General features: G+C 70.4%; 22 protein-coding genes. 13 read left to right on the top strand and 9 right to left on the bottom strand.

The features are described 5' to 3' along the window. The first annotated feature begins 62 nt into the window (after positions 1-62). The 3 genes from secG (at position 63) to pgi (ending at position 2,672) form a co-directional block, all read left to right on the top strand. The gene (gene secG / locus AC6CKD_RS09235) at positions 63-299 is read left to right on the top strand and encodes a preprotein translocase subunit SecG (RefSeq protein WP_478684666.1); all 237 of its coding nucleotides are present in this window, start codon (positions 63-65) and stop codon (positions 297-299) included. A 178-nt stretch (positions 300-477) separates the two neighbouring features. Further along, complete coding sequence (locus AC6CKD_RS09230) at positions 478-813, top strand: RNA polymerase-binding protein RbpA (protein ID WP_007263454.1); 336 nt, start codon at positions 478-480, stop codon at positions 811-813. 155 nt (positions 814-968) lie between these two features. Continuing rightward, the gene (gene pgi / locus AC6CKD_RS09225) at positions 969-2,672 is read left to right on the top strand and encodes a glucose-6-phosphate isomerase (RefSeq protein WP_498326936.1); all 1,704 of its coding nucleotides are present in this window, start codon (positions 969-971) and stop codon (positions 2,670-2,672) included. An 88-nt stretch (positions 2,673-2,760) separates the two neighbouring features. Here pgi and pgl read toward each other — a convergent pair whose 3' ends face one another. The 5 genes from pgl to tkt form a co-directional block, all read right to left on the bottom strand. Further along, on the bottom strand, positions 2,761-3,543 hold the full coding sequence (pgl, locus tag AC6CKD_RS09220) for a 6-phosphogluconolactonase (protein WP_498326433.1): 783 nt from the start codon (positions 3,541-3,543) through the stop codon (positions 2,761-2,763). Positions 3,544-3,699: 156 nt separating this feature from the next. Further along, positions 3,700-4,746: a glucose-6-phosphate dehydrogenase assembly protein OpcA gene (opcA, locus tag AC6CKD_RS09215; RefSeq protein ID WP_498326432.1), complete on the bottom strand. Its 1,047-nt coding sequence runs from the start codon at positions 4,744-4,746 to the stop codon at positions 3,700-3,702. Next, entirely contained in the window at positions 4,743-6,272 is a 1,530-nt protein-coding gene (gene zwf, locus AC6CKD_RS09210) for a glucose-6-phosphate dehydrogenase (protein ID WP_498326431.1), read from the bottom strand. The genes opcA and zwf overlap by 4 nt, the downstream gene beginning before the upstream one ends. A 5-nt stretch (positions 6,273-6,277) precedes the next feature. Further along, positions 6,278-7,396 carry a transaldolase gene (tal, locus tag AC6CKD_RS09205; RefSeq protein ID WP_498326430.1) on the bottom strand — a complete coding sequence of 373 codons (1,119 nt, stop codon included), beginning with the start codon at positions 7,394-7,396 and terminating at the stop codon, positions 6,278-6,280. 35 nt (positions 7,397-7,431) lie between these two features. Then, a complete protein-coding gene (gene tkt, locus AC6CKD_RS09200) occupies positions 7,432-9,534 on the bottom strand; it encodes a transketolase (RefSeq protein WP_498326429.1) in 2,103 nt (700 codons plus the stop codon). A gap of 270 nt (positions 9,535-9,804) precedes the next feature. Between tkt and AC6CKD_RS09195 the strand changes: the two genes are divergently transcribed. The 3 genes from AC6CKD_RS09195 to AC6CKD_RS09185 all read left to right on the top strand — a co-directional run bounded on the left by AC6CKD_RS09195 (position 9,805) and on the right by AC6CKD_RS09185 (position 12,415). Beyond that, positions 9,805-10,752, top strand: coding sequence for a heme o synthase (locus AC6CKD_RS09195; protein WP_498326935.1), 948 nt, complete (start codon positions 9,805-9,807; stop codon positions 10,750-10,752). A gap of 54 nt (positions 10,753-10,806) precedes the next feature. Continuing rightward, the gene (locus AC6CKD_RS09190; RefSeq protein ID WP_498326427.1) at positions 10,807-11,157 is read left to right on the top strand and encodes a hypothetical protein; all 351 of its coding nucleotides are present in this window, start codon (positions 10,807-10,809) and stop codon (positions 11,155-11,157) included. 142 nt (positions 11,158-11,299) lie between these two features. Continuing rightward, on the top strand, positions 11,300-12,415 hold the full coding sequence (locus AC6CKD_RS09185; protein WP_498326426.1) for an amidohydrolase family protein: 1,116 nt from the start codon (positions 11,300-11,302) through the stop codon (positions 12,413-12,415). Between the two features lie 98 nt (positions 12,416-12,513). Here AC6CKD_RS09185 and AC6CKD_RS09180 read toward each other — a convergent pair whose 3' ends face one another. The 4 genes from AC6CKD_RS09180 to AC6CKD_RS09165 all read right to left on the bottom strand — a co-directional run bounded on the left by AC6CKD_RS09180 (position 12,514) and on the right by AC6CKD_RS09165 (position 16,559). Continuing rightward, positions 12,514-13,482, bottom strand: a complete 969-nt coding sequence (locus AC6CKD_RS09180; protein WP_498326934.1) for a COX15/CtaA family protein — start codon at positions 13,480-13,482, stop codon at positions 12,514-12,516. Between the two features lie 25 nt (positions 13,483-13,507). Next, positions 13,508-14,644: a hypothetical protein gene (locus tag AC6CKD_RS09175; protein ID WP_498326425.1), complete on the bottom strand. Its 1,137-nt coding sequence runs from the start codon at positions 14,642-14,644 to the stop codon at positions 13,508-13,510. Between the two features lie 224 nt (positions 14,645-14,868). Then, positions 14,869-15,636 (bottom strand): ABC transporter permease, encoded by a 768-nt coding sequence (locus tag AC6CKD_RS09170; RefSeq protein ID WP_498326423.1) that lies wholly within the window; start codon positions 15,634-15,636, stop codon positions 14,869-14,871. Continuing rightward, positions 15,633-16,559, bottom strand: coding sequence for an ABC transporter ATP-binding protein (locus AC6CKD_RS09165; RefSeq protein ID WP_498326422.1), 927 nt, complete (start codon positions 16,557-16,559; stop codon positions 15,633-15,635). The genes AC6CKD_RS09170 and AC6CKD_RS09165 overlap by 4 nt, the downstream gene beginning before the upstream one ends. A gap of 133 nt (positions 16,560-16,692) precedes the next feature. Here AC6CKD_RS09165 and AC6CKD_RS09160 point away from each other — a divergent pair, with 133 nt between their 5' ends. The 7 genes from AC6CKD_RS09160 to AC6CKD_RS09130 all read left to right on the top strand — a co-directional run bounded on the left by AC6CKD_RS09160 (position 16,693) and on the right by AC6CKD_RS09130 (position 23,360). Continuing rightward, positions 16,693-17,484 (top strand): formate/nitrite transporter family protein, encoded by a 792-nt coding sequence (locus AC6CKD_RS09160; RefSeq protein ID WP_498326420.1) that lies wholly within the window; start codon positions 16,693-16,695, stop codon positions 17,482-17,484. Between the two features lie 119 nt (positions 17,485-17,603). Continuing rightward, positions 17,604-18,365: a helix-turn-helix transcriptional regulator gene (locus AC6CKD_RS09155; RefSeq protein WP_498326419.1), complete on the top strand. Its 762-nt coding sequence runs from the start codon at positions 17,604-17,606 to the stop codon at positions 18,363-18,365. Further along, the gene (gene sufB, locus AC6CKD_RS09150; protein WP_498326417.1) at positions 18,362-19,777 is read left to right on the top strand and encodes a Fe-S cluster assembly protein SufB; all 1,416 of its coding nucleotides are present in this window, start codon (positions 18,362-18,364) and stop codon (positions 19,775-19,777) included. Before AC6CKD_RS09155 ends, sufB begins: the two co-directional genes overlap by 4 nt. 59 nt (positions 19,778-19,836) lie before the next feature. Continuing rightward, complete coding sequence (gene sufD, locus AC6CKD_RS09145) at positions 19,837-21,015, top strand: Fe-S cluster assembly protein SufD (RefSeq protein WP_498326415.1); 1,179 nt, start codon at positions 19,837-19,839, stop codon at positions 21,013-21,015. Beyond that, positions 21,015-21,332, top strand: coding sequence for a bifunctional 3-phenylpropionate/cinnamic acid dioxygenase ferredoxin subunit (locus AC6CKD_RS09140; RefSeq protein WP_250742308.1), 318 nt, complete (start codon positions 21,015-21,017; stop codon positions 21,330-21,332). The genes sufD and AC6CKD_RS09140 overlap by 1 nt, the downstream gene beginning before the upstream one ends. A 7-nt stretch (positions 21,333-21,339) precedes the next feature. After that, entirely contained in the window at positions 21,340-22,107 is a 768-nt protein-coding gene (gene sufC, locus AC6CKD_RS09135; RefSeq protein ID WP_498326414.1) for a Fe-S cluster assembly ATPase SufC, read from the top strand. Then, positions 22,104-23,360, top strand: coding sequence for a cysteine desulfurase (locus tag AC6CKD_RS09130; protein ID WP_327252118.1), 1,257 nt, complete (start codon positions 22,104-22,106; stop codon positions 23,358-23,360). Before sufC ends, AC6CKD_RS09130 begins: the two co-directional genes overlap by 4 nt. Positions 23,361-23,383: the final 23 nt, after the last annotated feature.

Below are 23,383 nucleotides of genomic sequence, written 5' to 3'. Positions count from 1 at the left end.
GCTCATCATCGGCGATGCGGGAAAGCCGGAAAGCCAGTAAGCCCAGAAAGTAGGAATCAGCCGTGATTTTGGGGTTCGAGATCGCCTTGGTCGTCTTCAGCGCCCTGCTGATGCTGCTCGTGCTGATGCACAAGGGCAAGGGCGGCGGTCTTTCCGACATGTTCGGCGGCGGTATGCAGTCGTCGGTCGGCGGCTCCTCGGTCGCGGAGCGCAACCTCGACCGCATCACCGTCGTGGTGGGTCTGCTCTGGTTCGCGTGCATCGTCGCGCTCGGTCTGCTCATGAAGTCCGGCAGCTGAACCGTTCTGGCCATTCCGGCAGTCCGGTCGGCTCCCCCCGGCCTATCATGAGGTCCGGCGTTCTTGTCTGGAATGGGTAACTCCACTCCTGGACGGGCGTTGGGCCTTACGTAGACTTGGGCGCCCGCGACGGAATCCACTCACGTTCCGCGGCACCATCACGCAGGGAGTTACGACCGTGGCAAGTGGCAACGCGATTCGTGGTAGTCGGGTCGGAGCGGGGCCGATGGGCGAGGCCGAGCGCGGCGAGTCCGCGCCCCGCCTGCGCATCTCCTTCTGGTGCTCGAACGGGCACGAGACGCAGCCGAGCTTCGCCAGCGACGCGCAGGTGCCGGATACCTGGGACTGCCCGCGCTGCGGGTTCCCGGCCGGCCAGGACCGGGACAACCCGCCCGCGCCGCCGCGCACCGAGCCGTACAAGACGCACCTGGCGTACGTGCGGGAGCGGCGCACGGACGCCGACGGCGAGGCGATCCTCGCCGAGGCGCTCGCCAAGCTGCGCGGCGAGATCTGACGCGTCCCCACCGGACGATCGACGTGGCATCCGGCCCGGCCCGAAGGAGTCTTCTCTCCTGCGGGCCGGGCCGCTTTGTGTCGGTTGTGCCCCTTCCCATCCCTTAGGTTGGAACCGGCGGGGCACGACAGGACAGGAAGTGGGAGATGTCCGAGATGAACGCAGACAAGGCCGCCGCGCGAAGCGCGTCGAGCGAGGGTGGTGGTGGGCGACGGGAGGGCCGTACGAGGCTCAACCGGACGCCCGAGTGGCTCGCACTCGGCAAGCACCGGGACGAGTTGGGGCAGACGCATCTGCGGGATCTGTTCGAGGCGGATCCGGACCGGGGCGCCGGCTACACCCTGCGGGTCGGAGACCTGCACATCGACTACTCGAAGCACCTCGTGACCGACGAGACGCTGGCACTGCTGCGCGAACTGGCCGCCGCGACCGGCGTGTCCGAGCTGCGCGAGGCCATGTTCCGGGGCGAGAAGATCAACACGACCGAGGACCGGGCGGTGCTGCACACCGCGCTGCGCGCACCGGCCGACGCGGTCGTCATGGTGGACGGGGAGAACGTCGTACCCGGCGTCCACGCGGTCCTCGACAAGATGGCGGGCTTCGCCCGCAGGATCCGGTCGGGGGAGTGGACCGGCTTCACCGGCAAGCGCATCAAGAACATCGTCAACATCGGCATCGGCGGCTCCGACCTCGGTCCGGCGATGGCGTACGAGGCGCTGCGCGCCTTCTCCGACCGTGGCCTGACCCTGCGCTTCGTGTCCAACGTGGACGGCGCCGACCTGCACGAGGCGGTGCGGGACCTGGACCCGCACGAGACGCTGTTCATCATCGCGTCGAAGACCTTCACGACGATCGAGACCATCACCAACGCCACCTCGGCGCGCGCGTGGCTGCTCGCGGGCGTGGGCGGCGACCAGGCGGCCGTGGCGCGGCACTTCGTGGCGCTGTCGACCAACGCCGAGAAGGTCGAGGGCTTCGGCATCGACCCGGCCAACATGTTCGAGTTCTGGGACTGGGTCGGCGGGCGCTACTCCTTCGACTCCGCGATCGGCCTCTCGCTGATGGTGGCGATCGGCCCGGAGGCCTTCCGCGAACTGCTCGGCGGCTTCCACGCCATGGACGAGCACTTCCGCACGGCGCCCCCCGAGGAGAACGCACCGCTGCTGCTGGGCCTGTTGGGGATCTGGTACGGCGCCTTCTTCGACGCCCAGTCGCACGCGGTGCTCCCGTACAGCCACTACCTCTCCCGGTTCACCGCGTACTTGCAGCAGTTGGACATGGAGTCCAACGGCAAGTCGGTGGACCGCGAGGGCAACCCGGTGGACTGGCAGACCGGGCCCGTGGTGTGGGGCACGCCCGGCACCAACGGCCAGCACGCCTACTACCAGTTGATCCACCAGGGCACCCGGGTGATCCCGGCAGACTTCATCGGCTTCGCGCGGCCGGTGGCCGAACTGGCGCCGGCGCTGGCGGCCCAGCACGACCTGCTGATGGCGAACTTCTTCGCGCAGACGCAGGCGCTGGCCTTCGGCAAGACGGCGGACGAGGTCCGGGCGGAGGGCGTCGCCGAGCCGCTGGTCCCGCACAAGACCTTCGCGGGCAACCACCCGACGACCACGATCCTGGCGACCGAGCTCACTCCGGCGGTCCTGGGCCAGTTGATCGCGCTCTACGAGCACAAGGTGTTCGTCCAGGGCGCGGTCTGGAACATCGACTCCTTCGACCAGTGGGGCGTGGAGCTCGGGAAGGTACTGGCCAAGCGGGTCGAGCCGGCGCTCGCCGAAGGCACGGAGGTACCCGGCCTGGACGCGTCGACGCGCGCGCTGGTGGCCGCGTACCGCTCGCTGCGGGGCCGCTGACCCGGGCCCGTCCGACGGCGAAAGGGCCCGCTCTCCGTGGGGAGGGCGGGCCCTTTCGCGTTGTACGCGTCGTGGGCGTCGTACGGGGTCAGGCGGAGGCCGGGGGGTACATGGCCGGCGGCAGCTTCGCGGCCGCCGCGCGGTCGAGGAGCCAGAGGGTGCGGGAGCGGCCGTACGCCGCGGCCGCCGGCGCCTGGACCTCGCCCGCTCCGCCCAGCGCGATCGCCACCGCTCCGGCCTTGTCCTCGCCGGCCGCCAGGAGCCAGACCTCGCGGGCCGCCCGGATCGCCGGGAGGGTGAGCGAGATCCGGGTCGGCGGCGGCTTGGGCGCGCCGTGGACGCCGACGACCGTGCGCTCGGTCTCGCGGGACGCCGGGTGCTCCGGGAACAGCGAGGCCACGTGCGTGTCGGGGCCGACGCCCAGCATCAGGACGTCGAAGCGGGGGACCGGGCCGTGGTCCTCGGGGCCGGAGGCCTTGAGGAGCTCCGCCGCGTAGGAGGCGGCCGCCGCGTCCACGTCGGCCCCGTACGGGCCGTCGGAGGCGGGCATGGCGTGGATCCGCGCGGGGTCCACCGGGACGGAGTCCAGGAGGGCCTCACGGGCCTGGACGTGGTTGCGCTCGGGGTCGTCGGAGGGCACGTAGCGCTCGTCGCCCCACCACAGGTCGATCCGCGACCAGTCGATGGCGTCCCGGGCCGGGGCCGCGGCCAGCGCGGCGAGCAGGCCGTTGCCGTTGCGGCCGCCGGTGAGGACCACGGACGCGGTGCCGCGGGCGGCCTGTGCGTCCACGATCTTCGTGATCAGCCGGGCGGCCGCGGCCTGGGCCATCAGCTCCTTGTCCCGGTGGACGACGACCTGGGGAGTCGTCATACCCATGTGCTGCCGCCTTGTCGGTAGTTCGGGGTCGTACGGGTGCGGACGCAGCTGCGCGGAGCTTTCCCCCACCCCGCCCCTTCCCGAAACCGGGGCCCCGCCCCGGGGAACGGGCGAAGGGCGGGTAGGGGACAGCTCCGCGCAGCGGGGCCGTTACTTCGCTGCGGCCTTCTTCGCCGGGGCCTTGGCCGGAGCCGGCTTCGCGGCCGGAGCACCGGCCTTGGCGGGAGACTCCGCCTTGGCGGGCGCCGGCTTCGCGGGAGCCGGTCCGTCCGTGGCGGCCAGGCGGGCCACGCCGAACTTCAGCGAGGCCTCGTAGGTGTTGTCCGGGTCCAGGCGGCGGAGTTCCTCCGCCAGCAGCTCGGCCGTGTCGCGGCGCTTCAGCGCCACCGCACGGTCGGGCTGCCCCGGCATGCACAGCGTGGCCAGTGCCCCGTCGGCCCGGTCCAGGACGATCTCACCGTCCTTGGTCTCCAGGCGCACCGCGGTGAGCCCGGGGCCCGCCGAGGAGGTGCGCTTGACGGGGACCTGGAGCCGGTCCGCGAGCCACATCGCCAGCAGCTCGCAGCTCGGGTTGTCGTCCTCGCCCTCGACCGTCGCCGAGGACACCGAGTGGACCTGCTGGTCGAGCGCGGCCGCCAGCATGGAGCGCCACGGGGTGATCCGGGTCCAGGACAGGTCCGTGTCCCCGGGCGCGTACGCCGCCGCCCGGCTGCCGAGCGCCCCGATCGGGTCCTCGACGGAGTAGGTGTCCGTGATCCGGCGCTGGCCGAGCGACCCCAGGGGATCGCCCGCCAGGTCCTGCGGAGCGCCCTCCGGCCACCAGACGACGACGGGCGCGTCCGGGAGGAGCAGCGGGAGAACCACCGACTGGGCGTGGTCGACCAGTTCGCCGTGCAGGCGGAGCACGACCGTCTCGCCGGTGCCGGAGTCCGTCCCCACGCGGACTTCCGCGTCGAGTCGGGCATCGCGGCGGCTGCGCGGCGAGCGGCTGACCCGCTTGATGACGACGACGATCCGCGAGGGGTGTTCGCGGGACGCGTCGTTCGCCGACTTGAGCGCGTCGTACGCGTTCTCCTCGTCGGTCACGATCACCAGCGTGAGCACCATCCCGATGGCAGGCGTGCCGATGTCCCGGCGCGCCTGCACCAACGAGGCGTTGATCTTGCTGGAGTTGGTCTCCGTGAGATCGATCTTCATGGCCGGCGCCAGCTCCGTCCGTCTCGTGCGAGCATCTCGTCCGCTTCGACCGGCCCCCAGGTGCCCGACGGGTACTGCGCGGGCTTGCCGTGCGAGTCCCAGTACCGCTCGATCGGGTCGAGGATGTTCCAGGACAGCTCGACCTCCTGGTGGCGCGGGAACAGGTTCGCGTCACCCAGCAGCACGTCGAGGATCAGCCGCTCGTAGGCCTCGGGGCTCGACTCCGTGAAGGACTCGCCGTAGGCGAAGTCCATCGTCACGTCGCGGACCTCCATGGAGGTGCCCGGAACCTTGGAACCGAAGCGCACCGTCACGCCCTCGTCCGGCTGGACCCGGATGACCAGGGCGTTCTGCCCCAGCTCCTCGGTCGCACCCGATTCGAACGGGAGGTACGGGGCCCGCTTGAAGACGACCGCGATCTCGGTCACCCGGCGGCCCAGGCGCTTGCCCGTCCGCAGGTAGAACGGGACGCCCGCCCAGCGGCGGTTGTTGATCTCCAGGCGGATCGCCGCGTAGGTGTCGGTCTTCGACTTGGGGTCGATGCCGTCCTCTTCGAGGTACCCGACGACCTTCTCGCCACCCTGCCACGCGGCCGAGTACTGGCCGCGCACGGTGTGCTTGCCCAGGTCCTCGGGCAGCTCCACGGCGGTCAGCACCTTGAGCTTCTCGGCCACCAGAGCCTTGGGGTGGAAGGAGCCGGGCTCCTCCATCGCCGTGAGCGCCAGCAACTGGAGCAGGTGGTTCTGGATGACGTCGCGGGCCGCGCCGATGCCGTCGTAGTAGCCGGCCCGGCCGCCGATGCCGATGTCCTCGGCCATGGTGATCTGCACGTGGTCGACGTACGACCGGTTCCAGATCGGCTCGAACATCGTGTTGGCGAAGCGGAGCGCCAGGATGTTCTGGACGGTCTCCTTGCCCAGGTAGTGGTCGATCCGGAAGACCTCGTTGGGCGGGAAGACGTCGTGCACGAGCTGGTTGAGCTCCTGTGCACTGGCCAGGTCGTGCCCGAACGGCTTCTCGATGACCGCGCGCCGCCAGGAGCCCTCCTTCTGGTCCGCCAACCCGTGCTTCTTGAGCTGGGCGACGACCTTGGGGAAGAACTTCGGCGGGACGGACAGGTAGAAGGCGAAGTTGCCGCCGGTGCCCTGCGCCTTGTCCAGCTCCTCGATCGTCGACTTCAGCGTCTCGAACGCCTGGTCGTCGTCGAAGTCGCCCTGGACGAAGCGGCAGCCCTGGACGAGCTGCTGCCAGACCTCTTCACGGAAGGGGGTGCGCGCGTGCTGCTTGACCGCGTCGTGAACCTCCTGCGCGAAGTCCTCGTCCTGCCACTCGCGTCGGGCGAAACCGATCAGCGAGAAGCCCGGCGGGAGCAGGCCGCGGTTGGCGAGGTCGTAGACGGCAGGCATCAGCTTCTTGCGCGACAGGTCACCCGTAACGCCGAAAATGACCAGGCCGGACGGCCCCGCGATGCGCGGGAGCCGCCGGTCCTGTGCGTCACGAAGCGGGTTCGCTCCGTTTACAGACAAAGTGTTCAGGCCTCCGTGGGGGCGAGGCGCTCAAGCTCCGCCTCGGTCGACTTCAGCAGGTCGTTCCAGGACACCGCGAACTTCTCGACGCCCTCTTCTTCGAGCAGCTGCACCACATCGTCGTACGAAATGCCCAGCTTCGCGACCGCTGCGAGCTCGGCGCGCGACTGCTCGTACGTGCCGCGGATGGTGTCGCCCTCGACCACGCCGTGGTCGGCGGTGGCCTCGAGGGTGCCCTCGGGCATGGTGTTCACGGTGCCGGGGGCGACCAGGTCCACCACGTACAGGGTGTCCTTGTACGCCGGGTCCTTGACGCCGGTCGAGGCCCAGAGCGGGCGCTGCTTGTTGGCGTGCGCCTTGTCCAGGGCGGCCCAGCGCTCGGTGGAGAAGACCTCTTCGAAGGCCTCGTAGGCCAGACGGGCGTTCGCGAGCGCCGCCTTGCCCTTGAGGGCCTTGGCCTCGTCGGTGCCGAGGGCGTCCAGGCGCTGGTCGATCTCGGAGTCCACGCGGGACACGAAGAAGGAGGCGACCGAGTGGATCTTGGAGAGGTCCAGGCCGGCGGCCTTCGCCTTCTCCAGGCCCGCCAGGTACGCGTCCATGACCTCGCGGTAGCGCTCCAGCGAGAAGATCAGCGTGACGTTGACGCTGATGCCCCTGCCGATGACCTCGGTGATCGCCGGCAGGCCGGCCTTGGTCGCCGGGATCTTGATGAGCGTGTTCGGACGGTCCACCAGCCACGCGAGCTGCTTGGCCTCGGCGATGGTCGCCGCGGTGTCGTGGGCCAGGCGCGGGTCGACCTCGATCGAGACGCGGCCGTCCTGGCCCTCGGTCGAGTCGTAGACCGGGCGCAGGATGTCGGCGGCGTCGCGGACGTCCGCCGTGGTGATCATGCGGATCGCCTCTTCGACGGTGACCTTGCGGGCGGCCAGGTCGGCGAGCTGCTGCCCGTACCCCTCGCCGCCGCTGATCGCCTTCTGGAAGATCGCCGGGTTGGTGGTGACACCCACCACGTGCTGCTGGTCGATGAGCTCGGCCAGGTTGCCGGACGTGATCCGCTTGCGGGACAGGTCGTCCAGCCAGATCGCCACGCCCTCGTCGGAAAGGCGCTTCAGTGCGTCTGTCATGAGAATTGCATCTCCTACTGGTCTGGGTGCGGGAGTCAGCGCGCGGCGGCGGCGAGCGACGCGCGGGCGGCGGCGGTCACGGCTTCGGCGGTCAGGCCGAACTCGCGGTACAGCACGGCGCCGTCGGCCGAGGCACCGAAGTGCTCCAGCGAGACGATCCGGCCGGCGTCGCCGACGTAGCGGTGCCAGGTCAGGCCGATGCCGGCCTCGACCGCGACACGCGCCTTGACCGAAGGCGGCAGGACGCTGTCCTTGTACTCCTGGGACTGCTCCTCGAACCACTCGACGGACGGCATCGAGACGACGCGCGCCGGGACGCCCTCGGCCTGCAGGGCCTCGCGCGCGGCGACGGCGAGCTGGACCTCGGAGCCGGTGCCGATGAGGACGACCTGAGCGGCCGCGCTCTGCCCGTCGGGGCCCGTCGCCTCGAAGAGCACGTACCCGCCCTTGGCGGCGTCCTCGTTGCGCTCGTAGGTCGGCACGCCCTGGCGGGTCAGCGCCAGTCCGTGCGGGGCGCCCTTGCCGAAGACCTTGGTGTGGCGCTTGAGGATCTCGCGCCAGGCGACGGCGGTCTCGTTGGCGTCGGCCGGGCGGACCACGTTCAGGCCCGGGATGGCGCGCAGCGCGGCGACGTGCTCGACCGGCTGGTGGGTCGGGCCGTCCTCGCCGAGGCCGATGGAGTCGTGCGTCCACACGTAGGTGACCGGCACGTGCATCAGGGCGGAAAGGCGCACGGCGTTGCGCATGTAGTCGGAGAACACCAGGAAGGTGCCGCCGTAGATGCGGGTGTGGCCGTGCAGGGCGATGCCGTTCATGGCCGCGGCCATGGCGTGCTCGCGGATGCCGAAGTGGATGGTGCGGCCGTACGGGTCGGCCTCCGGCAGCGGGTTGCCCACCGGCAGGAACGAGGAGTTCTTGTCGATGGTGGTGTTGTTGGAGCCGGCGAGGTCGGCCGAGCCGCCCCACAGCTCCGGGATGACCGCGCCGAGCGCTTCGAGCACCTTGCCCGAGGCGGCGCGGGTGGCGACGCCCTTGCCGGCTTCGAAGACGGGGAGCTTGTCCTCCCAGCCCGCGGGCAGCTCGTTGGCGTTGATGCGGTCGAACTCGGCGGCGCGCTCGGTGTTGGCGGTGCGCCAGGCGGAGAACTCCTTCTCCCAGGCGGCGCGGGCCTCGCGGCCCCGGTCGCCGAGGGAGCGGGTGTGCGCGATGACCTCGTCGGAGACCTCGAAGGTCTGCTCCGGGTCGAAGCCGAGCACGCGCTTGGTGGCGGCGACCTCGTCGTTGCCGAGGGCCGAGCCGTGCGAGGCCTCGGTGCCCTGGGCGTGCGGGGCCGGCCAGGCGATGATCGAACGGGCCGCGATGAAGGAGGGGCGCTCCGTCTCGGCCTTGGCGGCCTGCAGCGCGGCGAACAGCGCCTTCGGGTCGAGGTCGCCGTTCTCCTGCTGCGCGACGCGCTGGACGTGCCAGCCGTAGGCCTCGTAGCGCTTCAGGGTGTCCTCGGAGACGGCCGTCTCCGTGTCGCCCTCGATGGAGATGTGGTTGTCGTCCCACAGCAGCACCAGGTTGCCGAGCTTCTGGTGGCCGGCCAGCGCGGACGCCTCGTGGGAGATGCCCTCCTGGAGGCAGCCGTCGCCCGCGATCGCGTAGATCATGTGGTCGAACGGGGAGGCTCCCGCGGGGGCCTCGGGGTCGAACAGGCCGCGCTCGTAGCGGGCGGCCATGGCCATGCCCACCGCGTTGGCGATGCCCTGGCCCAGCGGGCCGGTGGTGGTCTCGACGCCCGCGGTGTGGCCGTACTCCGGGTGGCCGGGGGTCTTGGAGCCCCAGGTGCGGAAGGCCTTCAGGTCGTCCAGCTCGAGCCCGAACCCACCCAGGTACAGCTGGGTGTAGAGGGTCAGCGAGGAGTGGCCCGCGGAGAGCACGAAACGGTCGCGGCCGACCCACTCCGGGTCCGCCGGGTCGTGCCGCATCACCTTCTGGAAGAGGGTGTACGCGGCGGGGGCCAGGCTCATCGCAGTGCCGGGGTGGCCGTTACCGACCTTCTGGACCGCGTCGGCGGCCAGGATCCGGGCGGTGTCGACAGCACGCTGGTCCAGTTCGGTCCAGTCGAGCTCTGTGGTCGTCGGCTTGGTGCTCACCGTGGGTCAGGGCTCCTCTCCACATGTCTGGTTCCCGGTGACGAACGGTGCACCGGAGCGATTCCGAGCCTACCCCCGCCACAGCGTGCAGCTATTCGAGTACCCGCGGTCCGCTCGTGACGTCTCGGTACTGATCGGACCAACACGGGGCGACCCCCGCGCGGGACGAGCCAATGGCTACGTCTAGAGTGGCGTGGTACGCGCAAGCCTTTACGGGACCTTCATGTTTAAAAGGGTTCACGTCGGAGCTTGCTGGATTCTCTGTCAGGGGTGTGCGTGACGGCCGTCGAATCCCGTCCAGCGGGGGTGCTCGGGACGAGCCCCAACCACCGGCCGTTCGGGGCCCGGGCCATGGCTTTCGTGGCACTGACCAAGCCGCGGATCATCGAGCTTCTGCTCATTACGACCGTGCCGGTGATGTTCCTCGCCGAGCAGGGCGTGCCCCCGCTGTGGCTGGTCCTCGCCACCTGCTTCGGCGGGTACCTGTCCGCGGGCGGCGCCAACGCGCTGAACATGTACATCGACCGCGACATCGACGCGCTGATGGACCGGACCTCGGGACGCCCGCTGGTGACCGGCATGGTCAGCCCGCGCGAGTGCCTGGTCTTCGGCATCACCCTCGGGATCGCGTCGACCCTGTTCTTCGGGCTGCTGATCAACTGGCTGTCGGCCGCCCTCGCGCTCGGCGCGCTCCTCTTCTATGTCGTCGTCTACACGATGCTGTTGAAGCGGCGCACCTCGCAGAACATCGTGTGGGGCGGCATCGCGGGCTGCATGCCGGTGCTCATCGGCTGGTCGGCGGTGAAGAACGAGGTCTCCTGGGCCGCGGTCATCCTCTTCCTCGTCATCTTCTTCTGGACGCCGCCGCACTACTGGCCGCTGTCGATGAAGGTGAAGGACGACTACGCGCGCGTCGGCGTGCCGATGCTGCCGGTCGTCGCGGGCAACAGGGCCGTGGCCAAGCAGATCGTCCTCTACAGCTGGGTGATGGTCGCCGTCTCGCTGCTGCTGACCCCGCTGGGGTACACCGGCTGGTTCTACACCTCGGTCGCCCTGGTGGCCGGCGGCTGGTGGCTGTGGGAGGCGCACGGGCTCAACGCGCGCGCCAAGTCGGGCCTGACGGGCGCGAAGCTCAAGGAGATGCGGCTGTTCCACTGGTCGATCACCTATGTGTCGCTCCTCTTCGTCGCCGTCGCCGTGGATCCCTTCCTCCGCTGATGCCTCCCTCGTTCATGCTTCCTTCGTTCATTACCGGCCGGTAGCATGCTGCCCATGGCAGACACCGAGGGGACCGCCGCCACGGCGGACAAGAAGCAGGACCGTACGGCCGCCAAGCTGGCCAAGCAGATCGGCGCGTTCGCCAAGCAGCACGGCGGCGCCGAGGGCAACCTCGCGCACATCGGCCAGGCGGGCACCCGGATCGTCCTCGTCGGCACCGACGGCAGCTGGGGCGACCTGGTGGCCCCGACGTACGACACCGCGCGGCTCGCGGCGGAGAAGGCCGGGCTGACCCTCCACGAGGAGTTCGACGGAGAGTTCGCCGCGCGGGTGCGGACGGGGCCGTACGAGTGGTCCCGGATGGCCGGCATGCAGCTCGGCGGAGCCGCGAACCCGGCCGCCTGACCCGGTCGATCATTGGCCTGATCATTGGCCGGATCGCTTCCGCGTCACCCGCTCGGTCAACAGCGCGAGCAACACCTCACACCCCGCGCACCCGTTAGGACGTGTGGAAGCCCCTTCCTCACGTCCGCAACGGGATGCCCGGATGATCGAAACGCCGCCCCTGGTGGACCAGTACTGCCAGGGAGTGCTCCGCACGGAGCTGGGCCTCGCCACCTTCGAGGCCCAGCTGATCCCCTCCGCCGGCCCGCCCGCCGCCGGCACCACCTTCTTCGACACCCAGACCGGCTTCGCGGTGCGCCGCTGGTGCCCGCCGCTGCTCGGCCTCGAACCGCACTGCGCCCCCGCCCGCTACCTCGCCCGGCGGCGCGAGCTGGGCGCCGCCGAGTCGGCCCGCCGGCTGCTGCGCGGCTGCGGGGTCGGCGCCCGGCTCGTCGACTCCGGGGTGCCCGGGGACCTCACCGGGCCCAAGGAACTGGCCCGGGCGGGCGGGGCCGAGGCCTACGAACTGGTGCGGCTGGAGCTGCTGGCCGAGCAGGCGGCCGACACCTCCGGGACCGTGGCCGCCTTCCTGGCCAACCTCGCGGGGGCGGTCCACCACGCCGCCGCCGGGGCCGTGGCGTTCACCTGCGGGGCCGGGGCGGGGAGTGCGGCCCGGGCCTGGGGGGCGGCCCTCGAAGCCGCGCCCGAGCCGCCCGGTCCGGGCGAGGTGCGGGGCGCGGCCGGGCGCTGGCTGGCCGCGCGGGCCAAGGGCGGGGCGGTACGGGATCCCGTACTCCTGCGGCACCTGGCGTGGAGCGCGGTGTCCTCCGGGCCGCCGCTCCAGCTGCACACGGGCGGGGAGTCGGGGGAGCCGGAACGGCTGACCGGGTTCGTACGGGCGACCGAGGGGCTGGGGGCGCGGCTGGTCCTGCTCGGCGGGTACCCCGACCACCGGCAGGCCGCGCGGCTGGCAGCGGCCTTCCCGCACGTCCACGCCGACCTCGGTGCGGCGTCGGGGCCCGTGGGGGCCCGGGCGGCCGCCGTGCTGGCGGAGTGCCTGGAGACCGCGCCGTTCGGGAAGCTGATGTTCTCCGGCGGCGGACGGCAACTGCCCGAACTCCACGCGGTGGGCGCGCTGGTTTTCCGGGAGGCGCTCGGCCGGGTGCTCGGCGGCTGGGTCGCCGACGGCTCCTGGTCCTGGCGGGACGCGGAGCGGGTGGCGGCGATGGTCGCGGCGGGCAATGCCCGCCGCGTCTACCGGCTGGACGAACGGCGCTGACGAGCGGCGCTGACGAATGGCGCTGACGAATGGCGCTGACGAACGGCGCCTACGAACGGTGCCGACGAGCGGCCGGCCCCCCCCGGTGGGCCGGTGGGTCAGACCGCGGCGAGCCGGGCGTCGTCCCGGTCCGGGCTGCCGGCCTGCTCGGACGGACGCTCGCGCAGGCTCAGCGCCACCCGGAGCACCGAGATCCACACCAGGCAGGAGCCGAGCATGTGGGCCGCCACGAGGGCCTCGGGCACGTCGGTGAAGTACTGGAGGTAGCCGATGGCGCCCTGGGAGAGCAGCACGATCAGCAGGTCGCGGGCGCGCGCCCGGGTGTCCACGGGAGCGTCGACCACGCGCAGCACCAGCCACATCGCGACGGCGAGCGCGCACACCAGCCAGGCGGAGACCGCGTGGACGTGGACGGTGGCCGACCAGTCGAACGGCATCCGCTTGATCTCGCTGCTGTCCCCGGCGTGCGGGCCGGAGCCGGTGACCACGGTGCCCGCCGCGATCAGCACGACGGTGGCCGCGAGCAGCGCCCACGAGAGCTTGCGCACCGGAGCGGGCACGCGCGGCCGGGCCGGGGCGTCGCCCTCGCGGGTGCGCTGCCAGGTGATCGTCGCCACGGTGATCAGCGAGGTGGCGAGCATGAAGTGCCCGGCCACGCTGTAGGGGTTGAGACCCGTCAGGACGGTGATGCCGCCGAGGACCGCGTTGCCCATCACGATGGCGAACTGGAGCCAGCCGAGCCGGGTCAGTGAGCGGCGCCACGGCTTGGCGCAGCGGGCGGCGGTGATCGCCCAGCCGACGGCCGCGCAGAGCACGTACGTCAGCATGCGGTTGCCGAACTCGATGGCGCCGTGGAAGCCCTGCTCCTGGGTCACGATCAGGCTGTCGCCGGTGCACTTGGGCCAGGTGTCGCAGCCGAGACCGGATCCGGTCAGCCGCACCGCGCCGCCGGTGACGACGATGACGACGCTCATGAGCACCGCTGCGAACGCGGCCCGCTGGACGGTCCGGGGTGACGGCGTCCAGCGGCGGGCGAGATATGCGAGGGGGGTCAACACGGCGCTTATCGTACGCGGACACTTGTGCAAAGTTTCACGAGGGGGTGGCGGCCGCTCCGTCAGGGCCGACGACCAGGCGGAACCGGGCCCCGGCGGGGTCGCCTTCCGCGTGCCACCACACGCGGACCCGCCAATGCGCGCCCTTGCCCGGGTAGTCGGCCGAGGCGGCGAAGCCGCGCGCCAATTCGGCGCCTACGTCCTCGGCCGTCCTGTTCCTCACTTCCGCCCCGCTGTGCCAGGGATGTGGCTGTACGTTCCACAGTCCGTCGGAGCCGCGGACCTCGATGCGCCACACCGCGAGCCAGGGGGTCACCTCCAGCATCGTGTGGACCTGGTCGGCCTCCAGACCCAGCCGGGCGGCGATCTCCGCCTCGGGGACGCCCTGGACGCGGGCGGCCACCACGGCCTGCGGCAGCAGCCGTTCGGGCAGCAGCCCGCGCGTGCGCAGGCCGGCCAGGGAGGCGAAGGACAGGAAGCGCAGACGCAGTTCGAGCTGACGGCCGACGTGGTCCAGGGCCTCCTCGGCCTCCTGCGACTCCTCGGAGCCGGGATCGGCGAGCAGCAGCCGCCGGAAGGAGCCTTCCGCGTCGACCGCCCAGGCCACGGACTCCTCGGCCAGGCCCAGCTCCGCGAGCCGGTCGCCGAGGAACACCTTCGCCTGCGCGAGACCCCGCTGATTGACCGGATCCCCCTGGTCCAGGGCCGCCCAGACCTCCACCGCGCCGCGCGTCAGGTCCCGGGCCCGCTCCCCGGCGGCCCGCTCCACGGCGCTCGGGCCGCTCTCGGAGCCGGGGCCCAGCGGATGCTTCGGCAGCCGCTCCGCGTCGCTGAGGGGCCAGGACAGCCAGACCCCCTGGTTGATCAGGCCCCGGGCGTACCAGCGGGCGTACTCGGCGGCGCGTCCGGCCGCCTGCTGCGAGAACCGCAGCCCCTCCTCAATGGCGGCCAGGGCCCCGGCCCGGTCCCCGCCGGCGAACCGGCGGGCCGCCAGGTCGCTGAGGCGCAGACCCAGCCGGGCCGCGCACTCGGCGTCGGTGCGGGCAGGCTCGCGCAGGGCTCCGATCAGCTCCGCGAGCAGGGCGTCGGCCTCCGCGGGCTCCGCGTGCGCCGCGCCCGACCTGATCCGTGCCCACTGTTCGTCCAGCCGCAGAACGGCCTCCCGCTGCGCCATGCCGCCCCCCGGCTCCATGCGTGAAGGTGCCCATTCTCCCAGGGAAAGCCCGACCGGGGGGAAGTGTTCCGATCAATCCCCGCGACCATTCGAGTGATGGTACGGTGGCGCTGCGTAACCGGGCGGTCTCAACCCGGCTGGCGTCGATCGCGTAAGACTCACCCGTCCGCTGGACGGGCGAGCAGGGTGAGCCAGGAAGTTCCCTCGCCTGCGTGGGAGCGGGGTCAATCCCAGCGGAACAGGCGCGCAGCAGCGCCCAGGCCAATTACGGCCCAGCAGGTAAGCACGGCCGCGTCGCCCCAGGGCAGCGCGGCCCCGTGCTGGAGCACCTCGCGCAGGCCGTCGGAGAGCGCCGAGATCGGGAGCAGGCCGAGGACGGACTGGACCGCGCCGGGGAACTTGTCCAGCGGCACGATCACCCCGCCGCCGACCAGCAGCAGCAGGAAGACCAGGTTGGCCGCGGCCAGGGTGGCCTCCGCCCTGAGGGTGCCCGCCATCAGCAGGCCGAGCCCGGAGAAGGCGGCGGTGCCGAGCAGGATCAGCACGGCGACGGACAGCGGGTTCCCGTGCGGGGACCAGCCCAGGGCGAAGGCGATCACGGTCAGCAGCGCGATCTGCAGCACCTCGGTGACCAGCACGGACAGCGTCTTGGCGGCCATCAGGGCCCAGCGCGGCAGCGGGGAGGCCCCGAGCCGCTTGAGGACTCCGTAGCGCCGGTCGAAGCCGGTGGCGATGGCCTGGCCCGTGAAGGCGGTGGACATCACGGCCAGCGCCAGGATGCCGGGGGCGAGGAAGTCCACGGACTTCTGCGCACCGGTGTCGATGATGTCCACCGCGGAGAAGAGGGTCAGCAGCAGGGCCGGGATGATCACGGTCAGCAGGAGCTGCTCCCCGTTGCGCAGCAGCATCCGGGTCTCCAGCGCCGTCTGCGCCAGGATCATGCGGGACACGGGCGCGGCCCCCGGGCGGGGGGTGAACGTACCGGCGCTCATGCGCGCAGCTCCTTACCGGTGAGCTCCAAAAAGACGTCTTCGAGGGTGTGCCGCTCCACCGAGAGGCTGTCGGGCATCACCCCGTGCTGCGCGCACCAGGAGGCGACGGTGGCCAGCAGCTGGGGGTCCACGTCGCCGGTGACCCGGTAGACGCCGGGGAGGAGCTCGGCGGCCCGGGTGCCGTCGGGCAGGGCCTTCAGCAGGGAGCCGACGTCGAGCGCGGGGCGGCCGGTGAAGCGCAGGGTGTTCTCGGCGCCGCCGCGGCACAGCGCGTCGGGGGTGCCGTGGGCGATGACCTTGCCGGCGTCGACGATGGCGACCTCGTCCGCGAGCTGCTCGGCCTCGTCCATGTGGTGCGTGGTGAGGACGACCGAGACCCCGTCGGCACGCAGTTCCCGTACGAGTTCCCAGGTCGCGCGGCGGGCCTGCGGGTCGAGCCCGGCGGTCGGCTCGTCCAGGAAGACCAGCTCGGGGCGGCCGACGACGGCCATGGCGAGGGCCAGGCGCTGCTGCTGGCCGCCGGAGAGCCGGCGGTAGGCGGTGCGGCCGCAGCCGCCGAGGCCGAGGCGTTCCACCAGGGTGGGGACGTCCAGGGGGTCGGCGTAGAGCTTGGCCATGTGGCGCAGCATCTCGACGGCCCGGGCGCCCGAGTAGACGCCGCCGGACTGGAGCATCACTCCGATGCGCGGGCGCAGGGACTCGGCCTGCGCCACGGGGTCGAGGCCGAGGACGCGGACGGATCCGGCGTCGGGGCGGCGGTAGCCCTCGCAGGTTTCCACCGTGGTCGTCTTGCCCGCGCCGTTGGGACCGAGTACCGCGGTGACCGAGGCCCTCCGGACGGTGAGGTCCAGGCCGTCCACCGCTGTTTTGGGGCCGTACCGCTTCACCAGTCCGCGGATTTCCACGGCGGGGTCGTTGCTCATGGGGAGTGAGTCTACGGAGCCGTGGGAGGTGACCGGGGTGGGGTCGTAGGTCCCGCCCCCGAAGGGTCACGGACCTGCGTAATCGTGACCTTTTCGCCCGTCCGGGGGCGGGGCCGGACCCTAACGTCGAATGGTGAACAGCATCGCTCAGAACGTCGAAGCCACCTCGGGGCAGGCCGAGCACAAGGCCCATGACCTCGGGCACCCGCCGCGCTACTTCGTGTCGGCGATGCTCGCCGGCGCCTACATCGCCATCGGCGAGGTGCTGCTCCTGGTCGCGATCTCGCCGTTCGTCGCGAAGGGCTCGCCGGCCGTGAAGCTGCTGGAGGGCGCGGTCTTCCCGATCGCCCTGACCATCGTGATGTTCGCCGGCGCCCAGCTCTTCACGAGCAACGTGATGGTCATGCTGGTCGGCGCGCTGTCCGGGCGGACCGGTCCCCGGGACCTGGTGCTCTCCTGGACGCTCTCGCTGGCCGGGAACCTGGTCGGGGCCTTCGCCTTCGGCGCCATGGTGCACGCCTCGGGCGTGGCCTCCTCGCCCTCCGCGCGGTCCATGCTCACCGAGATGGTGCACGGGAAGACGGCGCTGAGCGGCGGGCAGCTCTTCTGGCGGGCCGTTCTCTGCAACATGCTGGTCTGCCTGGCCATCTGGATGTTCACCCGGGCCCGCGGCGATGCCGCCAAGATTTTCGTCCTGTGGCTCCCGGTGGCTGTTTTTGTCGCCGTCGGATTCGAACACTGTGTAGCGAACATGGCTGTTTTCAGCCTCGCGATCCTGGATGGCTCAGCCGGGTTCGGTGATCTTTTCCGAAATCTGACGTTCACCGTGCCGGGGAACGTCGTGGGCGGAGGATTGCTGGTGGGAGCCGTTTACTGGTTCACCGGCGGGGCCCCGCGGGAGAGCGGGGAGCCGACTTCCGGGTAACGCTCCGTGGATAAATAAGGTAACCCTTAGTGATGGAGGCCACCAGAGGTGGCTTCCATCACGGCTTGTCGGGGCCGGAGTAATTACGCAACAATGGCGTTGTGAAATACGGCGAACGGATGAGCGAGGCCCCCCAGGGCGAACTCGCGACCGGGGAGCGGTCAACCCGCAACCGGGTCGCGCGGTCGATCCTGGACCACGGTCCCTCCACCGTCGCCGACCTCGCCCAGCGCCTCGGCCTCACCCAGGCCGCCGTCCGCCGCCACCTCGACACGCTCGTCACCGACGACGTGGTCGAACCCCGTGAGCAGCGCGTGTACGGTGCGCGGACCCGAGGGCGGCCCGCCAAGGTCTTCGCGCTGACCGACTGCGGCCGGGACGCCTTCGACCAGTCCTACGACTCGCTCGCGGCCGACGCCATGCGCTGGATCGCGCAGACCGCCGGGGGCGGGGAACGGGGCGACGCCGCCGTGGCCGCCTTCGCGAAGGCCAGGCTGACGGCGCAGGCGGAGACCTACCGCGAAGCCGTGGATGCGGCCGACCCGGCCGGGCGCACCGAGGCCCTTGCCAGGGCGTTGACCGGAGACGGGTACGCTGCTACGGCGAAGAGCGCTCCCGGTCCGCACAGCGGTGAACAGCTCTGCCAGCACCACTGCCCGGTCGCGCACGTCGCCGAGCAGTTCCCGCAGCTCTGCGAGGCGGAGACCGAGGTCTTCTCCCGATTGCTCGGGACGCATGTGCAGCGTCTCGCCACGATCGCCCACGGCGACGGGGTGTGCACGACGTTCATTCCGCGCAGCGGAAACGGCGCCGCTGCCAAGGGCGCCACACAGTCCGACACATCAGTATCTGCAAGTACGGCCGGGAGGAACCCCGCATGACCACGGAGACTGCTCACCCTGAGCTCGATGGCCTGGGCACTTACGAATACGGCTGGGCCGACTCCGACGCGGCCGGTGCGGTCGCCAAGCGGGGTCTGTCCGAAGAGGTCGTCCGCGATATCTCGGCGAAGAAGTCCGAGCCGGAGTGGATGCTGAACCTCCGCCTCAAGGGCCTCAAGCTGTTCGGCAAGAAGCCCATGCCCAACTGGGGTTCCGACCTCTCGGGCATCGACTTCGACAACATCAAGTACTTCGTGCGTTCCACCGAGAAGCAGGCCGCTTCTTGGGAGGACCTGCCGGAGGACATCAAGAACACGTACGACAAGCTCGGCATCCCCGAGGCGGAGAAGCAGCGCCTCGTCGCCGGTGTCGCGGCCCAGTACGAGTCGGAGGTCGTCTACCACCAGATCCGTGAGGACCTGGAGGAGCAGGGCGTCATCTTCCTCGACACGGACACCGCGCTGAAGACGCACCCGGAGCTCTTCCAGGAGTACTTCGGCACCGTCATCCCGGTCGGCGACAACAAGTTCGCCTCGCTGAACACGGCCGTGTGGTCGGGCGGCTCGTTCATCTACGTCCCCAAGGGCGTCAAGGTGGACATCCCGCTCCAGGCCTACTTCCGCATCAACACGGAGAACATGGGCCAGTTCGAGCGGACGCTGATCATCGTCGACGAGGACGCCTACGTCCACTACGTCGAGGGCTGCACCGCCCCGATCTACTCCTCGGACTCGCTGCACAGCGCCGTGGTCGAGATCATCGTGAAGAAGGGCGGCCGCTGCCGCTACACGACGATCCAGAACTGGTCGAACAACGTCTACAACCTGGTCACCAAGCGCGCCGTGGCGTACGAGGGCGCGACCATGGAGTGGATCGACGGCAACATCGGTTCCAAGGTCACCATGAAGTACCCGGCCGTCTACCTGATGGGCGAGCACGCCAAGGGCGAGACCCTCTCCATCGCCTTCGCGGGCGAGGGCCAGCACCAGGACGCCGGCTCCAAGATGGTCCACATGGCGCCGAACACCTCCTCCAACATCGTCTCGAAGTCGGTGGCCCGAGGCGGCGGCCGCACCTCGTACCGCGGTCTGGTCGAGATCGGCGAAGGCGCCCACGGCTCCAAGTCCAACGTGCTGTGCGACGCGCTCCTGGTCGACACCATCTCCCGCTCGGACACCTACCCCTACGTGGACGTCCGCGAGGACGACGTGTCCATGGGCCACGAGGCGACCGTCTCCAAGGTCTCCGACGACCAGCTCTTCTACCTGATGAGCCGCGGTCTGACGGAGTTCGAGGCCATGGCGATGATCGTGCGCGGCTTCGTCGAGCCGATCGCCCGTGAGCTGCCGATGGAGTACGCGCTGGAGCTGAACCGGCTGATCGAGCTGCAGATGGAAGGCTCGGTCGGTTAGTCCCGGCCCGCCCGACGCCCCGCAGCAGATTCTTTAAGGAAGAGAGCAACACGACAGCCATGGCTGAGGCTCAGAACATTCCGGCGGGTTCGACCACCGCCGGCGCGATCGCGGTGGCCGCCGAGTCCACCGTCGCCACCCGGATGAGTGCCCCTCCGTCCTTCGACGTGGCGGACTTCCCCGTGCCCAACGGCCGCGAGGAGGAGTGGCGCTTCACGCCGCTCGCCCGCCTCAAGGGCCTGCACGACGGCACCGCGGTCGCCAACGGCACCATGAAGGCCCAGATCGACGCGCCCGACGTGGTCACGATCGAGTCCGTGGAGCGCGGCGACGCGCGCATCGGCAAGGCCGGCACCCCGGTGGACCGGATCGCCGCCCAGGCGTTCTCGTCCTTCGCCAAGGCCACGGTCGTGACCGTGCCCAAGGAAGCGGTGCTCACCGAACCCGTGCGCGTCACGCTGCACGGCGAGGGCGGCACCACCTTCGGCCACACCGTCTTCGACGTGAAGGCCTTCGCCGAGGCCGTCGTGGTCATCGACCACACCGGTGACGGCGTGCGCGCCGCCAACGTCGACTTCCTCGTCGGCGACGGCGCCAAGCTCACCGTGGTCTCCGTGCAGGACTGGGACGACACCGCCGTCCACTGCTCCCAGCACAACGCCCTGATCGGCCGCGACGCGACCTTCAAGTCGATCGTCGTCACCTTCGGCGGAGACGTCGTACGCCTCCACCCGCGCGTGAACTACGCGGGTCCCGGCGGCGAGGCGGAGCTCTTCGGCCTGTACTTCACGGACGCCGGCCAGCACCAGGAGCACCGCCTCCTGGTCGACCACAAGGCCCCGCACTGCAAGTCGAACGTGGTCTACAAGGGCGCGCTCCAGGGCCAGGACGCCCACGCCGTCTGGATCGGTGACGTGCTCATCGAGAAGACCGCCGAGGGCACCGACACCTACGAGATGAACCGCAACCTCGTCCTCACGGACGGCGCGCGGGTCGACTCGGTGCCGAACCTGGAGATCGAGACCGGCGAGATCGTCGGCGCCGGCCACGCCTCCGCGACCGGCCGCTTCGACGACGAGCAGCTCTTCTACCTGCAGTCCCGCGGCATCCCGGCCGACGAGGCCCGCCGCCTGGTCGTGCGCGGCTTCTTCGCCGAGCTCGTCCAGCAGATCGGTGTCGCCGACATCGAGGAGCGCCTGCTCGCCAAGATCGAGACCGAGCTCCAGGGTTCCGTCTGATGACTTACGTCAAGGCCTGTGCGCTGAGCGAGCTGGAGGAGAACGCCCCCAAGCGGGTCGAACTCGACGGCACGCCGGTGTCCATCGTCCGCGCCGAGGGGGAGGTGTTCGCGATCAACGACATCTGCTCGCACGCGAACGTATCCCTCTCGGAGGGCGAGGTCGAAGACTGCATGATCGAGTGCTGGCTGCACGGCTCGGCCTTCGACCTGCGCACCGGCAAGCCGTCCGGCCTGCCCGCGACGCGCCCCGTCCCCGTATACCCCGTAAAGATCGAAGGGGACGACGTGCTCGTCTCCCTCACCCAGGAGTCCTGAGGTATCCATGGCAACGCTTGAAATCCACGACCTGCACGTCTCCGTCGAGGCCGAGCACGGCGCCCGCGAGATCCTCAAGGGCGTCGACCTCACCATCAAGCAGGGTGAGACGCACGCCATCATGGGTCCGAACGGCTCCGGCAAGTCCACCCTCGCCTACGCGCTGGCCGGCCACCCGAAGTACACCATCACCAAGGGCACCGTGACCCTCGACGGCGAAGACGTCCTGGAGATGTCCGTCGACGAGCGCGCCCGCGCCGGCGTCTTCCTCGCGATGCAGTACCCGGTCGAGATCCCCGGCGTCTCGGTCTCCAACTTCCTGCGCACCTCGGCCACCGCCATCCGCGGCGAGGCGCCGAAGCTGCGCACCTGGGTGAAGGAGGTCAAGTCCGCGATGGAGCAGCTCCAGATGGACACGGCCTTCGCCGAGCGCAACGTCAACGAGGGCTTCTCCGGCGGTGAGAAGAAGCGTCACGAGATCCTGCAGTTGGAGCTCCTCAAGCCGAAGATCGCGATCCTCGACGAGACCGACTCCGGCCTCGACGTCGACGCCCTGCGCCAGGTCTCCGAGGGCGTCAACCGCTTCCGCTCGACCGGCGACACCGGCACCCTGCTGATCACGCACTACACGCGGATCCTCCGCTACATCAAGCCCGACTTCGTCCACGTCTTCTCCGAGGGCCGCATCGTCGAGTCCGGCGGCGCCGAGCTCGCCGACAAGCTGGAGGCGGAGGGCTACGAGTCCTACAGCACGAAGGGTGGCGCGACCGCGTGACACAGCTGCCTGGCCTCCTCGACATCGAGGCGATCCGCAAGGACTTCCCCCTTCTGGATCGTGTGGTCCACGACGGGAAGAAGATCGTTTACCTGGACAACGCGGCGACTTCGCAGAAGCCGCGCCAGGTGCTCGACGCGCTGAACGAGTACTACGAGCAGCACAACGCCAACGTCCACCGCGGCGTGCACGTGCTCGCCGAGGAGGCCACGGCGCTGTACGAGGGCGCCCGCGACAAGGTCGCCGCCTTCATCAACGCTCCGAGCCGCAACGAGGTGATCTTCACCAAGAACGCCTCGGAGTCGCTCAACCTGGTCGCGAACATGCTCGGCTGGGCGGACGAGCCCTACCGGGTCGACCGCGAGACCGAGATCGCCATCACGGAGATGGAGCACCACTCCAACATCGTGCCGTGGCAGCTGCTCTCGCAGCGCACCGGCGCGAAGCTGAAGTGGTTCGGCCTCACCGACGACGGCCGGCTCGACCTGTCCAACATCGAAGAGGTCATCACGGAGAAGACGAAGATCGTCTCCTTCACGCTGGTCTCCAACATCATGGGCACGGTCAACCCGACCGAGGCGATCGTCCGGCGCGCGCAGGAGGTCGGCGCGCTGGTGCTGATCGACGCCTCGCAGGCCGCTCCGCACATGCCGCTCGACGTGCAGGCGCTCGGCGCCGACTTCGTGGCCTTCACCGGCCACAAGATGTGCGGCCCGACCGGCATCGGCGTCCTCTGGGGCCGCCAGGAGCTGCTCGAGGACCTGCCGCCCTTCCTGGGTGGCGGCGAGATGATCGAAACCGTCTCGATGCACTCCTCGACCTACGCCCCGGCGCCCCACAAGTTCGAGGCCGGCACGCCCCCGATCGCCCAGGCCGTCGGCCTCGGCGCGGCCGTGGACTACCTGACCGCGATCGGCATGGACAAGATCGCCGCGCACGAGCACGCGATCACCGAGTACGCGATCAAGCGCCTCGCGGAGGTCCCGGACCTGCGCATCATCGGCCCGACCACGGCCGAGGACCGCGGCGCCGCCATCTCCTTCGTCCTGGGTGACATCCACCCGCACGACGTGGGCCAGGTACTGGACGAGCAGGGCATCGCGGTCCGCGTGGGACACCACTGCGCCCGCCCGGTCTGCCTCCGGTACGGAATTCCGGCGACGACGCGAGCGTCTTTCTATCTGTACTCCTCTCCGGCCGAGGTCGACGCACTGATCGACGGGCTGGAGCACGTACGGAACTTCTTCGGATAAGACGAAGCGACGACGAGGGCGAC

This window comes from Streptomyces sp. GQ60 (assembly GCF_059758875.1).
The sequence above is the reverse complement of the archived record's forward strand: the minus strand, read 5'-3'. Positions and strand labels throughout refer to the sequence as shown.

Bases quoted from the DNA above. Each gene is read 5' to 3' on its own strand.
- AC6CKD_RS09175 (WP_498326425.1), bottom strand. From the start codon at position 14,644: ATGGCGCAGCGGGAGGCCGTTCTGCGGCTGGACGAACAGTGGGCACGG.
- AC6CKD_RS09140 (WP_250742308.1), top strand. From the start codon at position 21,015: ATGACTTACGTCAAGGCCTGTGCGCTGAGCGAGCTGGAGGAGAACGCC.
- pgl (WP_498326433.1), bottom strand. From the start codon at position 3,543: ATGACGACTCCCCAGGTCGTCGTCCACCGGGACAAGGAGCTGATGGCC.
- AC6CKD_RS09165 (WP_498326422.1), bottom strand. From the start codon at position 16,559: ATGAGCAACGACCCCGCCGTGGAAATCCGCGGACTGGTGAAGCGGTAC.
- pgi (WP_498326936.1), top strand. From the start codon at position 969: ATGAACGCAGACAAGGCCGCCGCGCGAAGCGCGTCGAGCGAGGGTGGT.
- sufB (WP_498326417.1), top strand. From the start codon at position 18,362: ATGACCACGGAGACTGCTCACCCTGAGCTCGATGGCCTGGGCACTTAC.
- opcA (WP_498326432.1), bottom strand. From the start codon at position 4,746: ATGAAGATCGATCTCACGGAGACCAACTCCAGCAAGATCAACGCCTCG.
- sufC (WP_498326414.1), top strand. From the start codon at position 21,340: ATGGCAACGCTTGAAATCCACGACCTGCACGTCTCCGTCGAGGCCGAG.
- tal (WP_498326430.1), bottom strand. From the start codon at position 7,396: ATGACAGACGCACTGAAGCGCCTTTCCGACGAGGGCGTGGCGATCTGG.
- sufD (WP_498326415.1), top strand. From the start codon at position 19,837: ATGGCTGAGGCTCAGAACATTCCGGCGGGTTCGACCACCGCCGGCGCG.
- AC6CKD_RS09185 (WP_498326426.1), top strand. From the start codon at position 11,300: ATGATCGAAACGCCGCCCCTGGTGGACCAGTACTGCCAGGGAGTGCTC.
- AC6CKD_RS09170 (WP_498326423.1), bottom strand. From the start codon at position 15,636: ATGAGCGCCGGTACGTTCACCCCCCGCCCGGGGGCCGCGCCCGTGTCC.
- AC6CKD_RS09155 (WP_498326419.1), top strand. From the start codon at position 17,604: ATGAGCGAGGCCCCCCAGGGCGAACTCGCGACCGGGGAGCGGTCAACC.
- AC6CKD_RS09190 (WP_498326427.1), top strand. From the start codon at position 10,807: ATGGCAGACACCGAGGGGACCGCCGCCACGGCGGACAAGAAGCAGGAC.